We start from the raw sequence: 13,833 nt of genomic DNA on the forward strand, positions 1-13,833 counted from the left end.
CCGTCGCCGGTCGGGCCGTGGCCTACGCTGGTCGGGTGACGACCCCGGAAGCTGAGCAGTCCCAGTCCGCGCCCGTTGGAGAACCGGTGCCGGAGCAGGTGGGTGCCGAGGTGCCGTCCGCCGCCGGAGCCCCGGCGGGTGAGGGCGCCGTGCGCGAGGACATCGGGGGCGCCGCGGCCGGCACCAGCCCCGCGGACGATACGGCCGGCACCGCCCCGGTGGACGGTGCGGCGCCCCGGCCCGAGGAGCGGCTTGAGCGGGCCGTACGGGCCGCCGAGCAGGCGTTGATCGAGTACGAGATCGCGGTGGACACCTTCCGCATCGAGGTCGAGAACTTCTCCCGGCTGCACCACCAGAAACTCGGCCCGATGTACTCCCGGCTCGACGAGCTGGACGCGCAGATCGCCGAGGCGAAGGCCGCGCGCAGCGGTGACCCCGAGGACATCCGCCTGGCGGACGAGGCCCGGGCCCGGGTGATGCCGATGCCGGCGGTCGAGGAGCTGTTCCACGGCTGGATGGACGGCGACGGCCTGTTCCCGGAGGCCGCGGCGATGCTCACGGACCAGCCGGTACGGCCCCCGCAGCGGGTGCGCCCCAGCGAGGAGGCCCGCAAGCTCTACCGCGAGCTGGCCCGCAAGGCCCACCCCGACCTGGCGCAGGACGAGGACGAGCGCAAGCGGCGCGAGGAGTTCATCACCCGGGTCAACGCCGCCTACAGCCGCGGCGACGCCCCGCTGCTGCGCGAGCTGGCCGAGGAGTGGGCCGCCGGACCGGCCCCGGCGGAGCGCGGCCCGAGCGCCAGCGAGGAGCTCTACGCCCGCCTCGAATGGCTCGCCCAGCGCAAGGAACTGCTCACCCTCGTCGCCCGGGAACTGGAGGAGGGCGCCATCGGCTCCATGCTCCGGATCGCCCCGGACGACCCCGACCGGCTCCTGGACGAGATCGCGGATCAGTTGCTCGCACAAGTCGCCGAGCGGGAAGCCGAGTTGGCGGCCCTGCTCGGGGAGCCGGACACGTCGGGCGGAGCGTCGGGTAGCGTCGAGTCATGAGTTTCGGAGCTGGTGTGCCCACGGTCGAGGTCGGCGACCTCAAGGACGGCGACTTCCTGCTGGACGTCCGCGAGGACGACGAGTGGCAGGCAGGTCACGCCACGGGGGCGCTGCACATCCCCCTCAGTGAATTCGTGGCCCGGTACGGCGAGTTGACCGAGGCGGCGCCGCAGGACGGCAGGGTCCACGTGATCTGCCGCTCCGGCGGGCGCTCCGCCCAGGTCACCACGTATCTGACCCAGCAGGGCATCGACGCCGTGAACGTCGACGGCGGTATGCAGGTCTGGGCCGCCACGGGCCGCCCGGTCGTCACGGACGAGGGCCAACCGGGCTTCGTTCTCTAGGACTTCGGGACCCCTAGCTCAGCGGATGGGCCGCCAGCAGGTCCCCCAACGCCTCCTCGTGTGCCGCCGCCGGGCCGAGCGACAGCTCCAGGTGCTTGGCCCAGGCGTGGTACCGGTGCAGGGGGTACTCGGTGTCGGCGCCGAACCCGCCGTGCAGATGCTGCGCGGTCTGCACGACCCGTCGTACCCCCTCCGCCGCCCAGATCTTGGCCACCGCCAGGTCCGCGGCGGCGGGCAGCGCGCCCGGTGCGCCCGAGGCGATCCGCCACGCGGCCTGCCACAGCGTGGCCTCCATCGCGCGCAGGTCGATGTACCGGTCGGCGGCCTGCACGGCGACGGCCTGGAAGGTCGCGACGGGGAACCCGAACTGCTCGCGCTTGCCGGTGTACTCGGCGGTCATGCGCAGGACGGCGGTGCCGAGGCCGAGGGCCAGCGCGCAGGTGCCGGCGGTCAGCAGGTCGCGCAGCCACTCCCAGGCGCCGTCGGCGTCGATGACGTCGACCACGGCGATCGGCACGGATTCCAGGCGCAGTTCGGCGAGCCGCTCGCCGGTGGTGGAGATCTGCTCGGCGAGTACGACGCCGTCCCGGTCCGGGGCGACCAGCGCGAGGACGCTCCGGTCGGCGTCCGTGTGCGCCGGTACGACGACCAGGTCCGCGTTGTGGGCCCACGGCACCGCCGTCTGCACGCCGTCCAGCAGCCACCGGTCGCCGTCCCGCCGTGCCGTCACGGCGAGCTCGGCCGGGTCGTGGCCGGTCCGGCCGTGCGCGGCGACGGTCAGCACGAGCTCGCCGCGGGCCGCCCGGGCAAGCAGGCCGGACCTCAGCTCCTTGCTGCCGAAGGCCTGTACGGTCGCCGCGGCGGCGCTGCTCTCCAGGAGCGGCACCCTGGCCAGCACCTTCGCGGACTCCCGCAGCAGCAGACAGAGGGCGATGGCGTCCAGGCCCGCGCCGCCGTACTCCTCGTCGAGCAGCAGGCTCAGCAGGTCGGCCTCGGCGAGCCTGGTCCACAGCGCCCGGTCGAAGTCCTCGGCGACGGCACCCGTGGTGTCCGCCGGACTGGGCACGGAGTCCGGCACGACATCGGCGAACACCCCCGCCGCCGCCTCGGCCGCCGCCTGCTGCTCCTCGCTGAAGGTGAAGTCCACGGTTCCCGTCCTTCCGCAAGACCTGATCTGACGGAGCGTCAAGATAGAACACGTTCTAGAAGAAGGGAACGGGTCGGCCGGTCGTCCCATGGACAACGTTGTGGGCAACCTGCGGGCAGTCCCTGTGGACAACATGCCAACGTGCATGGCCTGTGGGGATCGGGGCTGTGCCCGGAGCGCGGGTCTGAGTACCGTTCCGTGCGACGGACAGGAATCGGAGACGGGGCGGAATGGACGCGAACGACGGAGGCTCGAACGCCCCCGAGGGGGAGCAGACGCCGGTCTTCCCCTCAGTGGGCCCGCGCACGCCTGCCGCCCCCGAGGGGCCGCACGTGCCCGCGCAGCAGCCACCCCCGCCCGAACCGCAGCCGCCCCGTGATCTCGCGGACGCCCGTGTCGGGGTCGCCGCGCTGTCCCTGCGCTATCAGGTGGGTGCCGCGCTGGCGGTCGCGGTCGTCGCGGTCGCCGCCCTGGTCCATCTCGGGATGGTGTTCCTGCACGTCGCGCCCGCGAACACGGTGACGAAGCAGCACGGCAAGGCGATCGACGAGTGGATCTACCCGGAGTTCGAGCAGAACTGGAAGCTGTTCGCGCCGAACCCCTTGCAGCAGAACATCCAGGTCCAGGTGCGCGCCGACATCCGCACGGCGGCCGGTGAGACCCGTACGACCGGCTGGTACGACCTGTCCGCCGAGGACGGCGCGGCCATCGACGGCAATCTGCTGCCGAGCCACACCGAGCAGAACGAGCTGCGCCGGGCCTGGGACTTCCTGACCGCCACCCACGACGGCAACAACCGCGCGGTGGGTGTGCGCGGCACGCTCGCGGAGACGTATCTGCGCCGCATCGTCGTGCTGCGCCTGGGCCGGGACGACGCGGCCGGACCGGGCGGCACCGTCCAGCGCGTCCAGGTCCGCTCCGTCACCACCAACGTGCCCCCGCCCGAGTGGAGTGACGAGCAGGTGTCGACCACGCCCCAGTACCGCACGCTGCCCTGGTGGCCGGTCCCGGCGGACGAGGGCACGGGAGGTGTCCGGTGAGCGGCTTCGCCCCGTCGGTCTCGCGCGGCATCGCCCGTGTCACCGAGTCGGCCCTCGGCCCCTACCAGAGCGCCGTGATCCGCATCGGCTTCGCCGCGACCTGGCTGCTGTTCCTGCTGCGCGAACTGCCCCACCGCCAGGAGCTCTACGGCCCCGACGGACCGTGGAGCTGGGACCTCGCCCGCCGACTGATCGCGGACAACGGCGCGTTCACGGCCCTGATGTGGTCCGACGGGCAGTTCTGGTTCGAGACGGTGTACGCGCTGGCCGTACTGGCGAGCGTCCTGCTGCTACTGGGCTGGCGCACCCGCACGACATCGGTGCTCTTCATGGTCGGAGTGCTCTCGCTGCAGAACCGCAGCGTCTTCATGGGCGACGGCGGCGACAACGTCCTGCACCTGATGTCCCTCTACCTGGTGTTCACCCGCTGCGGCCAGGTCTGGTCCCTCGACGCGCGCCGGGCCGCCCGCACGCGAGAGGCACGCGCGCGTGGGGAGCTGATTCCCGACCGGGCCGGGCCCGTCCTGTGGGTGGTGCTCGGCGCGGTGCTCATCGCGGTGACCTCGGCCGGCCGGTTCCACAGCGACTGGTTCGTGCCCGCACTCCTGTGGGGCGTCTGGCTGGCGCAGGCCCTGTGGTGGGCGGTCGCGCGGTACGCGAAGTCGTACGAGCCCCGGGTGCTGCTCGACGTCGTCGCGAACGTGATCCACAACGGCGCCCTGTTCGTCATCGCGACCGAGGCCTGTCTGATCTACGCCACGGCCGGCTGGTACAAGATCCAGGGCTCCCGCTGGCAGGACGGCACCGCCGTCTACTACCCGCTCCACCTCGACTACTTCTCCCCCTGGCCCGGCCTCGCCGACGTGCTGTCCTCCAGCGGCACGATGGTGATGCTCGTGACCTACGGGACGGTGATCGTGCAGGTCGCCTTCCCGTTCACCCTCTTCAACCGGCGGGTCAAGAACGTCCTGCTGGCCCTGATGATGACCGAGCACGCGGTGATCGCCGTGCTCCTGGGGCTGCCGTTCTTCTCCCTCGCGATGATCGCGACGGACGCGGTCTTCCTGCCGACGTCGTTCCTGCGCCGGCTCGGCGGCTGGGCGGCACGCGCGCGTGGACGGTGGTTCACGCGGGGCGGCCGTACGGTGCCGGACGCAGATCCGGGGGAGCCACGAGCCCCGGAGAACCCCGAGCACAGCCACGTAGGCTTCACCGCATGACCGACCCCGCAGCGGCCGACTGGCACCGGCTCGCCGAGACCGCCGTACTGCTCGACGGCTTCCACGCCCTCAAGCACGCGCTGCGCTTCGGCGCGGAGGTCCCGATGGCGGTGACCACGGACCGGGCGGCGGCCCTCGCGCTCGCAGCCGACCTCGCCCCCGACGTACAGGACACCCTCGACGCGCTGCTGCTGGAGGTCCCGGAGACCACGTACCGCACCTTCGTACCGCGCCCCCACCCGACAGCGGTGGCGGCCCTGGCGGTACGTCCCGCGCGCGCGGCCAACCTGGAGAAGATCGCGCGCACGCCCCGCAGCACGCCCGTCGTGGTCCTCGACAACCCCCGCAACCTCGGCAACGCGGGCGCCGTGATCCGCCTCGCCGCCGGGTTCGGCGCGACCGGCGTGGTCACCACCGGCACGCTCGACCCCTGGCACCCCACGGTCGTACGCGCCGGCGCGGGCCTGCACTACGCGACCGCGGTGGAGCGCCTGACGGTCGACGAACTACCCCCGGGCCCGGTGTTCGCCCTCAACCCGGAGGGCGACGACATCCGGGGCTTGAAGCTCCCGGACGACGCCGTCCTGGCCTTCGGCTCCGAACGCACCGGCCTGTCACCCGAACTACGCGCGCGCACCGACCACTTGGTGGCCCTACCGATGCGCCCCCAGGTCTCCAGCTACAACCTGGCGACGAGTGTGGCCATGGCTCTCTATCACTGGAGCACTGCAGCGCCCCTCTAGGGGCGCGGGGCTGTGTCGATATGCGGCTCCGCCGCGTGGGCGCGACCAGCCACAACGGACCGTCACTCGCGCAGACCCCGAACCCCCCGAGCTCTTAGGCGTCCCGACGAACCTCGACAACCCGGAACCGATTGGCGACAAACGCCCCATCACACAGCGCCGCGTTGGCAGCCGGGTTGCCCCCAGACCCGTGGAAGTCCGAGAACGCCGCCGTCTGATTGACGAACACCCCGCCGGTCAGGTTCAGCGACAACTGGGCGGCCTCCTCCAGACAGACCTCCTCGACGGCCTTCTCGACACCCTCGTCCGTGGTGTACGCCCCGACAGTCATCGCCCCCTTCTCCCGCACCGTCCGCCGCAACAACTCCACCGCGTCGGACGCCGAGTCGACCGCGACGGCGAAGGAGACCGGTCCGAAGCACTCGCTCATGTAGGCGGCCTCGTCGTCGGGCTTGGCACCGTCCAGCTTCACGATGACCGGGGTCCGGACGACCGCGTCCGGGAAGTCCGGGTTGACGATCTCCCGTGAGGCGAGGGCGACTTCACCCAGCCCGGCAGCCGCCTCCAGGCGAGCCTTTACGTCCGGGTTGACGATCGCGCCGAGCAGCCCGTTCGCGCGGGCGTCGTCGCCCAGGAGGCCGTCCACGGAGCGTGCGAGATCGGCGACGACCTCGTCGTAGGACTTGGGGCCCTGGTCGGTGGTGATGCCGTCGCGGGGGATCAGCAGGTTCTGCGGGGTGGTGCACATCTGGCCGCTGTACAGGGACAGCGAGAACGCCAGGTTGGACAGCATGCCCTTGTAGTCGTCGGTCGACTCGACGACGACCGTGTTGACGCCGGCCTTCTCCGTGTAGACCTGCGCCTGGCGGGCGTTGGCCTCCAGCCAGTCGCCGAAGCCGGTCGACCCGGTGTAGTCGATGATCCGGATCTCGGGGCGGGTGGCGAGCGTCTTGGCGATGCCCTCACCGGGGCGCTCGGCGGCCAGCGCCACCAGGTTCGGGTCGAAGCCCGCCTCGGTGAGCACCTCGCGCGCGATCCGCACGGTGAGCGCGAGCGGCAGTACCGCGCGCGGGTGGGGCTTCACCAGGACCGCGTTGCCGGTGGCGAGGGAGGCGAACAGGCCCGGATAGCCGTTCCACGTCGGGAAGGTGTTGCAGCCGATGACCAGGGCGGTTCCGCGCGGGACCGGAGTGAACTCCTTGTTCATCACGAGCGGGTCGCGCTTGCCCTGGGGCTTGGTCCACTCCGCGACGGCGGGCGTGTGGACCTGCTCCGCGTACGCGTACGCCACCGCCTCCAGGCCGCGGTCCTGGGCGTGTGGGCCGCCCGCCTGGAACGCCATCATGAAGGCCTGCCCGCTGGTGTGCATGACCGCGTGGGCGAACTCGTGCGTCCGGTCACTGATCCGCTTGAGGATCTCGATGGAGACCACGGCACGCGTCTCCGCGCCCGCGTCCCGCCAGGCCCGCTGCCCGGCGCGCATGGCCGGCAGCAGGACGTCGAGGTCCGCGTGCGGGTACGTCACGCCCAACTCGATGCCGTACGGCGACACTTCGCCGCCCACCCAGTCGTCGGTGCCGGGCTGGCCGAGGTCGAGGCGGGTGCCCAGGAGGGCGTCGAAGGCGGCCTTGCCCGCCGCCGCGTCCAGGCTGCCGTGCTCGCCGTAGGCCTTCGGGTGTTCGGGGTGCGGGGACCAGTACGCGCGCGTGCGGATCGCTTCGAGCGCCTGGTCGAGTGTCGGCCGATGCCGGGCGATCAGTTCGTGCGCGGTCGGTTCGGCGGCCATGCGGGACCAACTCCTCTTCTCAAGAACTCGTCTGCGAGCTCATGACCTGGGCAGGAACAGGGCAAGGATCAGGGGCGGAAACAGGCGGTCAGAGTTAGAGTAACCGAACGATCGGTCGGGACAAGGGGGTCCGCCGCATCTGTGGAAAACCCCGTGCGGGAGGATCGCGGACATGACAGCACTCGACCTCAGCAGCCCCGTGGCCGTCGTCGGCACCGGCACCATGGGCCAGGGCATCGCCCAGGTCGCGCTGACTGCGGGTCACGCCGTACGGCTGTACGACACCGTTCCGGGGCGGGCCCGGGACGCGACCGAAGCGATCCGCGCCCGGCTCGACCGCCTCGTCGAGAAGGACCGGTTCACCGCCGCCGACCGGGACGCCGCACACGCCCGGCTGCTGCCCGCCGAGACCCTCGCCGAGCTCGCGGACTGCACCCTGGTCGTCGAGGCCGTGCTGGAGCGGCTGGACGTCAAACAGCAGCTGATGCGCGACCTGGAGGACGTCGTCGGCGAGGACTGTCTGCTCGCCACCAACACCTCGTCCCTCTCGGTGACGGCCATCGGCGCCGCCCTGCGCAACCCCGGCCGCTTCGTGGGCCTGCACTTCTTCAACCCGGCCCCGCTGCTGCCGCTCGTCGAGGTCGTCTCCGGGTTCGCCACCGACGTCACGTCGGCCACGCGCGCGTACGAGATGTCCCGCGCCTGGGGCAAGACCCCCGTCGCCTGCGCGGACACCCCCGGCTTCATCGTCAACCGCATCGCCCGGCCCTTCTACGCCGAGGCCTTCGCGGCCTACGAGGCGCAGGCCGCCGACCCGGCCACCATCGACGCGATCCTGCGCGAGTCCGGCGGCTTCAAAATGGGCGCCTTCGAACTGACCGACCTCATCGGCCAGGACGTCAACCAGTCCGTCACGCACTCCGTGTGGCAGTCCTTCTTCCAGGACGTCCGCTTCGCGCCCTCCCTCGCCCAGCGCCGCCTGGTCGAGTCCGGCCGCCTCGGCCGCAAGACCGGACAGGGCTGGTACGACCACGGGGACGACGCCGAGCTGCCCGAACCGCACACCGCGGAACCGGCCCAGGCGCCCGCCTACGTCGTCGTCGAGGGCGACATGGGCCCCGCCGCCGACCTGATCGCGCTGATCCGCGAGGCGGGCATCGTCGTCCGCGAGGAGGAAGAGGACCACGGCACCCGCATGGTGCTGCCCGGCGGCGGACAGCTGGCGCTCGCCGACGGACAGACCTCCGTCGAGTTCCGTGACGTCGTCTACTTCGACCTCGCCCTCGACTACCGCAGGGCCGGCCGCATCGCCCTGTCCGCCTCCCAGGACACCGCGTCGGGGACCCTCTCCGAGGCGATCGGCCTCTTCCAGGCGCTCGGCAAGGACGTCAGCGTCATCGGGGACGCCCCCGGGATGATCGTCGCCCGCACGGTCGCCCGGATCGTCGACCTGGCGCACGACGCCGTCGCCAAGGGCGTCGCCACCGAGGAGGACATCGACACCGCGATGCGCCTTGGTGTCAACTACCCCCTGGGTCCGTTCGAATGGAGCCGCAGGCTCGGCCGCAGCTGGGCCTACGACCTCCTGGACGACCTGCACCTGCGTGATCCGTCGGGACGGTACGCGCCGTCCCTGGCGCTCTACCGCCACGCGTACGCCACCGAGAAGCGGGAGGGCACCCCATGACCACCGCCAAGCGCGACACGTACACCCCCGAGAGCCTGCTCTCCGTCGCCGTCCAGGTCTTCATCGAGCGCGGCTACGACGGCACCTCCATGGAGCATCTCGCCAAGGCGGCCGGCATCTCCAAGTCGTCGATCTACCACCACGTCACGGGCAAGGAGGAGCTGCTGCGCCGGGCCGTCAGCCGCGCCCTGGACGGCCTCTTCGGGATCCTCGACGAGGAGCACGCGCGCGTGGGGCGTGCCGTCGACCGGCTGGAGTACGTCGTACGGCGGATGGTCGAGGTACTGACCTCCGAGCTGCCGTACGTGACGCTGCTGCTGCGGGTGCGCGGCAACACCGACACCGAGCGGTGGGCCCTGGAGCGGCGCCGTGACTTCGACCACCAGGTGGCCGACCTGCTGAAGGCCGCGGCGGCCGACGGCGATCTGCGCGGCGACGTGGAGGTACGGCTCGCGACCCGGCTCGTCTTCGGGATGATCAACTCCATCGTGGAGTGGTACCGGCCCGACGGACGGGGCATGGGCGAGCGCGAAGTGGCCGACGCGGTGGCCCAGTTGGTGTTCGGAGGGCTCCGGAAGGAGTCGTAGCGCCTTCGCGGGTCAGCCCTGCGGCTCCAGGTCCTCCTCCTCGAACACCAGCAGGGTGCGCGTGCTGAGCACCTCGGGGATCGCCTGGAGCCGGTTGAGGACCAGGTCCCGCAGCGCCCGGTTGTCCAGGGTGTGCACCAGCAGCAGGACGTCGAAGTCGCCGCCCACCTGCGCGATGTGCGAGGCGCCGGGGAGGAGCCTCAGCTGCTCGCGGACCGTGCGCCAGGAGTTCTGCACGATCTTCAGGGTGATGTACGCCGACGTGCCCTGACCCGCCCGCTCGTGGTCGACCCGGGCGCCGAAGCCGCGGATGACACCGTCCTCGATGAGCCGGTTGATCCGCGCGTAGGCGTTGGCACGCGAGACGTGCACCCGTTCGGCGACGGACCTTATCGACGCGCGGCCGTCCGACTGGAGCATCTGGAGGATGTCCTGATCGATGGCGTCGAGCGGACGCGGGGGCGGCAGCTCACGTCCCGCCTCCGGGCCGTCGGCCATTTGTTCAGGTGCCATGTCCCCCCGCCTCCCTACCATGGACGTACTGCGTTCATTCCAGGTTGTGGAGAACCGTTTGTCCACAGCCTGGAGCCGCGTGTAGCCAAAATGTGCCGACGACCGAACAATCGGTAGGGAGGCGCCGCACGTCCGAGGCGTCTCTCCGAGCCACTCCCCCCGAGGAGGTGCCGTCATGACGGTCATGGAGCAGCGGGGCGCGTACCGGCCCACACCGCCGCCCGCCTGGCAGCCGCGCACGGACCCCACGCCGCTGCTGCCCGACGCGGTGCCGTACCGCGTGCTCGGCACCGAGGCCGCCGCGCAGGCCGCCCCCGAGCTGCTGCGCCGCCTGTACGCCCAGCTGGTGTCCGGCCGCCGGTACAACGCGCAGGCCACCGCCCTCACCAAGCAGGGCCGGCTCGCCGTGTACCCCTCGACCACCGGCCAGGAGGCCTGCGAGGTCGCCGCCGCGCTGGTCCTCCAGGAGCAGGACTGGCTCTTCCCCAGCTATCGCGACACCCTCGCCGCCGTCGCCCGTGGCCTCGACCCCGTGCAGGCCCTCACCCTGCTGCGCGGCGACTGGCACACCGGCTACGACCCGCGCGAGTACCGCATCGCCCCCCTGAGCACCCCGCTCGCCACCCAACTCCCGCACGCCGTCGGCCTCGCCCACGCGGCCCGCCTCAAGGGCGACGACGTGGTCGCGCTCGCCATGGTCGGCGACGGCGGCACCAGCGAGGGCGACTTCCACGAGGCGCTGAACTTCGCCGCCGTCTGGCAGGCCCCGGTCGTCTTCCTGGTCCAGAACAACGGCTTCGCGATCTCCGTCCCCCTCGCCAAGCAGACCGCGGCCCCCTCCCTGGCCCACAAGGCCGTCGGCTACGGCATGCCCGGCCGCCTGGTCGACGGCAACGACGCGGTCGCCGTGCACGAGGTGCTGAGCGACGCCGTACGGCACGCGCGCGAGGGCGGCGGTCCCACGCTCGTCGAGGCGATCACGTACCGCATCGAGGCCCACACCAACGCCGACGACGCGACCCGATACCGGGGCGAGACCGAGGTCGAGGCCTGGCGCGCGCACGACCCGATCGCCCTCCTGGAGCACGAGCTGACCGAGCGCGGACTCATCGACGAGGCCGGTATCCAGGCCGCCCGCGACGCCGCCGAGGCCATGGCGGCCGAACTGCGCGCCCACATGAACCAGGACCCGGTGCTCGACCCCATGGACCTGTTCGCCGACGTGTATGCCGAACCCACCCCCCAACTGCGCGAACAGCGCGAACAGTTGGCGGCCGAGCTCGCGGCCGAACGGGAAGGGACGCACTCATGACCACCGTCGCCCTCAAACCCGCCACCATGGCGCAGGCCCTCACACGCGCGCTGCGCGACGCCATGGCCGCCGACCCCACCGTGCACGTCATGGGCGAGGACGTCGGCACCCTCGGCGGCGTCTTCCGGGTCACCGACGGCCTGGCGAAGGAGTTCGGCCAGGACCGCTGCACGGACACCCCCCTCGCCGAGGCCGGCATTCTCGGCACGGCCGTCGGCATGGCGATGTACGGCCTGCGCCCGGTCGTGGAGATGCAGTTCGACGCGTTCGCCTACCCGGCGTTCGAGCAGCTGATCAGCCACGTCTCCCGCATGCGCAACCGCACCCGCGGCGCCATGCCCCTCCCGATCACCGTCCGCGTCCCCTACGGCGGCGGCATCGGCGGCGTCGAGCACCACAGCGACTCCTCCGAGGCCTACTACATGGCGACCCCGGGCCTCCATGTCGTCACCCCCGCCACGGTCGCCGACGCCTACGGCCTGCTGCGCGCCTCCATCGCCTCCGACGACCCGGTCGTCTTCCTGGAGCCCAAGCGCCTGTACTGGTCGAAGGACACCTGGAACCCCGACGAGCCCTCACCCGTTGAACCGATAGGCCGCGCCGTGGTCCGCCGTCCGGGCAGCAGCGCGACACTCATCACCTACGGCCCCTCCCTCCCCGTCTGCCTCGAAGCCGCCGAGGCGGCCCGGGCCGAGGGCTGGGACCTCGAAGTCGTCGACCTGCGCTCCCTGGTGCCCTTCGACGACGAGACGGTCTGCGCGTCCGTACGGCGGACCGGCCGCGCCCTCGTCGTGCACGAGTCGGGCGGCTACGGCGGCCCGGGCGGCGAGATCGCGGCCCGTGTCACCGAGCGCTGCTTCCACCACCTGGAGGCGCCGGTGCTGCGCGTCGCCGGGTTCGACATCCCGTATCCGCCGCCGATGCTGGAACGGCACCACCTGCCCGGCGTCGACCGGATCCTGGACGCCGTGGGACGGCTGCAATGGGAGGCCGACAACTGATGGCACAGGTACTGGAGTTCAAGCTCCCCGACCTCGGCGAGGGTCTCACCGAGGCGGAGATCGTGCGCTGGCTGGTCCAGGTCGGCGACGTCGTCGCCATCGACCAGCCGGTCGTCGAGGTCGAGACGGCCAAGGCGATGGTCGAGGTCCCGTGCCCCTACGGCGGTGTGGTCACGGCCCGCTACGGCGAGGAGGGCACCGAACTGCCCGTCGGCGCCCCGCTGTTGACCGTCGCGGTGGGGGCGCCCGCCTCCGACACCGGGACCGGTACCGACACCGAGGGCTCGGGGAACGTGCTGGTGGGCTACGGCACGGGGGCACCTCCGGCGCGGCGGCGCAGGGTGCGGCGGATGGCGGCGGATGTCGTGACCTCGGTGGCGGACGCCCCCGCCGCCCCCACCGTCGGGACCGGCGGTCGTGGCGACGGTCCCGTACCCGTGATCTCCCCGCTCGTACGACGCCTCGCGCGGGAGAACGGCCTGGAACTGCGGGAGTTGACGGGTTCCGGCCGGGACGGCCTGATCCTGCGGGCGGACGTCGAGAAGGCACTCCGCGCGGCGGCGGCCCAGGAGGCGACCGCACAGGAAGCGACACTTCTCCCACCGGCGACGCTCCCCACCACCCCGGCCGCGTACCCCACCGCCACGACCACGGCAACGACCACCGCCACGCCTGACGGAGTCACCCGCACCCCCCTGCGCGGCATACGGGGAGCCGTGGCCGACAAGCTCTCCCGCAGTCGCCGCGAGATCCCCGACGCGACCTGCTGGGTGGACGCCGACGCGACCGAGCTGATGCGCACCCGCGCGGCCATGAACGCCGTAGCCGGGCCCAAGATCTCCGTGCTGGCCCTCCTCGCCCGGATCTGCACGGCCGCGCTGGCCCGGTTCCCCGAGCTCAACTCCAGCGTGGACATGGAGGCGAGGGAGGTCGTCCGGTTCGACCGGGTGCACCTCGGGTTCGCCGCGCAGACCGAGCGCGGGCTCGTCGTACCCGTCGTACGGGACGCGGGGGCGCGGGACACGGCGGCGCTGAGCGCGGAGTTCGCCCGGCTCACCGACGCGGCCCGGGCCGGGACGCTGACCCCCGGGGACCTCACCGGCGGAACCTTCACGCTCAACAACTACGGGGTGTTCGGCGTCGACGGCTCCACGCCGATCATCAACCACCCCGAGGCGGCGATGCTCGGGGTCGGCCGGATCGTCCCCAAGCCGTGGGTGCACGAGGGCGAGTTGGCGGCGCGCCAGGTCGTGCAGCTCTCGCTCACCTTCGACCACCGGGTCTGCGACGGCGGTACGGCGGGCGGTTTCCTGCGGTATGTGGCGGACTGTGTGGAACAGCCTGCGGTACTGCTGCGCAACCTGTGATCACGGCGGCCCGGACACGTTCCCTGTGATCAGGGAG

Annotated in this window: 13 protein-coding genes; 10 read left to right on the forward strand and 3 right to left on the reverse strand. The window is 72.0% G+C overall.

Annotated features, from left to right (window positions below):
* The first annotated feature begins 35 nt into the window (after positions 1-35).
* Positions 36-1,049 carry a J domain-containing protein gene (locus OC490_RS19760; protein ID WP_262059279.1) on the forward strand — a complete coding sequence of 338 codons (1,014 nt, stop codon included), beginning with the start codon at positions 36-38 and terminating at the stop codon, positions 1,047-1,049.
* 14 nt (positions 1,050-1,063) lie between these two features.
* Positions 1,064-1,393 (forward strand): rhodanese-like domain-containing protein, encoded by a 330-nt coding sequence (locus OC490_RS19765; RefSeq protein WP_262059518.1) that lies wholly within the window; start codon positions 1,064-1,066, stop codon positions 1,391-1,393.
* A 13-nt stretch (positions 1,394-1,406) separates the two neighbouring features.
* Here OC490_RS19765 and OC490_RS19770 read toward each other — a convergent pair whose 3' ends face one another.
* On the reverse strand, positions 1,407-2,540 hold the full coding sequence (locus tag OC490_RS19770) for an acyl-CoA dehydrogenase family protein (RefSeq protein WP_262059280.1): 1,134 nt from the start codon (positions 2,538-2,540) through the stop codon (positions 1,407-1,409).
* Positions 2,541-2,770: 230 nt separating this feature from the next.
* Between OC490_RS19770 and OC490_RS19775 the strand changes: the two genes are divergently transcribed.
* Genes OC490_RS19775 through OC490_RS19785 form a run of 3 tightly spaced genes read left to right on the forward strand, consistent with a single transcriptional unit; the run spans position 2,771 to position 5,543 of the window.
* Positions 2,771-3,580 carry a DUF5819 family protein gene (locus OC490_RS19775; RefSeq protein ID WP_262059281.1) on the forward strand — a complete coding sequence of 270 codons (810 nt, stop codon included), beginning with the start codon at positions 2,771-2,773 and terminating at the stop codon, positions 3,578-3,580.
* A complete protein-coding gene (locus OC490_RS19780) occupies positions 3,577-4,800 on the forward strand; it encodes an HTTM domain-containing protein (RefSeq protein ID WP_262059282.1) in 1,224 nt (407 codons plus the stop codon). The genes OC490_RS19775 and OC490_RS19780 overlap by 4 nt, the downstream gene beginning before the upstream one ends.
* A complete protein-coding gene (locus OC490_RS19785) occupies positions 4,797-5,543 on the forward strand; it encodes a TrmH family RNA methyltransferase (RefSeq protein ID WP_262059283.1) in 747 nt (248 codons plus the stop codon). Before OC490_RS19780 ends, OC490_RS19785 begins: the two co-directional genes overlap by 4 nt.
* Positions 5,544-5,637: 94 nt before the next feature.
* On the opposite strand, the gene paaN is transcribed toward OC490_RS19785, so the two are convergent.
* The gene (gene paaN / locus OC490_RS19790; RefSeq protein ID WP_262059284.1) at positions 5,638-7,329 is read right to left on the reverse strand and encodes a phenylacetic acid degradation protein PaaN; all 1,692 of its coding nucleotides are present in this window, start codon (positions 7,327-7,329) and stop codon (positions 5,638-5,640) included.
* A gap of 172 nt (positions 7,330-7,501) precedes the next feature.
* Between paaN and OC490_RS19795 the strand changes: the two genes are divergently transcribed.
* Both OC490_RS19795 and OC490_RS19800 read left to right on the forward strand, forming a co-directional pair.
* Positions 7,502-9,016, forward strand: a complete 1,515-nt coding sequence (locus tag OC490_RS19795; RefSeq protein ID WP_262059285.1) for a 3-hydroxyacyl-CoA dehydrogenase — start codon at positions 7,502-7,504, stop codon at positions 9,014-9,016.
* A complete protein-coding gene (locus tag OC490_RS19800; protein ID WP_262059286.1) occupies positions 9,013-9,603 on the forward strand; it encodes a TetR/AcrR family transcriptional regulator in 591 nt (196 codons plus the stop codon). Before OC490_RS19795 ends, OC490_RS19800 begins: the two co-directional genes overlap by 4 nt.
* 12 nt (positions 9,604-9,615) lie before the next feature.
* Here the strand turns inward: OC490_RS19800 and OC490_RS19805 are convergent, their stop codons facing one another.
* A complete protein-coding gene (locus tag OC490_RS19805; RefSeq protein WP_410098745.1) occupies positions 9,616-10,116 on the reverse strand; it encodes an Lrp/AsnC family transcriptional regulator in 501 nt (166 codons plus the stop codon).
* A 175-nt stretch (positions 10,117-10,291) separates the two neighbouring features.
* Here OC490_RS19805 and pdhA point away from each other — a divergent pair, with 175 nt between their 5' ends.
* From pdhA to OC490_RS19820, 3 genes are read left to right on the forward strand one after another with little or no spacing between them, the layout of a single operon-like run.
* On the forward strand, positions 10,292-11,428 hold the full coding sequence (pdhA, locus tag OC490_RS19810; protein ID WP_262059287.1) for a pyruvate dehydrogenase (acetyl-transferring) E1 component subunit alpha: 1,137 nt from the start codon (positions 10,292-10,294) through the stop codon (positions 11,426-11,428).
* Positions 11,425-12,429 (forward strand): alpha-ketoacid dehydrogenase subunit beta, encoded by a 1,005-nt coding sequence (locus tag OC490_RS19815; RefSeq protein WP_262059288.1) that lies wholly within the window; start codon positions 11,425-11,427, stop codon positions 12,427-12,429. The genes pdhA and OC490_RS19815 overlap by 4 nt, the downstream gene beginning before the upstream one ends.
* Entirely contained in the window at positions 12,429-13,796 is a 1,368-nt protein-coding gene (locus OC490_RS19820; protein WP_262059289.1) for a dihydrolipoamide acetyltransferase family protein, read from the forward strand. The genes OC490_RS19815 and OC490_RS19820 overlap by 1 nt, the downstream gene beginning before the upstream one ends.
* Positions 13,797-13,833 lie beyond the last annotated feature (37 nt).

It is taken from the genome of Streptomyces sp. STR69 (genome assembly GCF_024519455.1).
Lineage (GTDB): Bacteria > Actinomycetota > Actinomycetes > Streptomycetales > Streptomycetaceae > Streptomyces.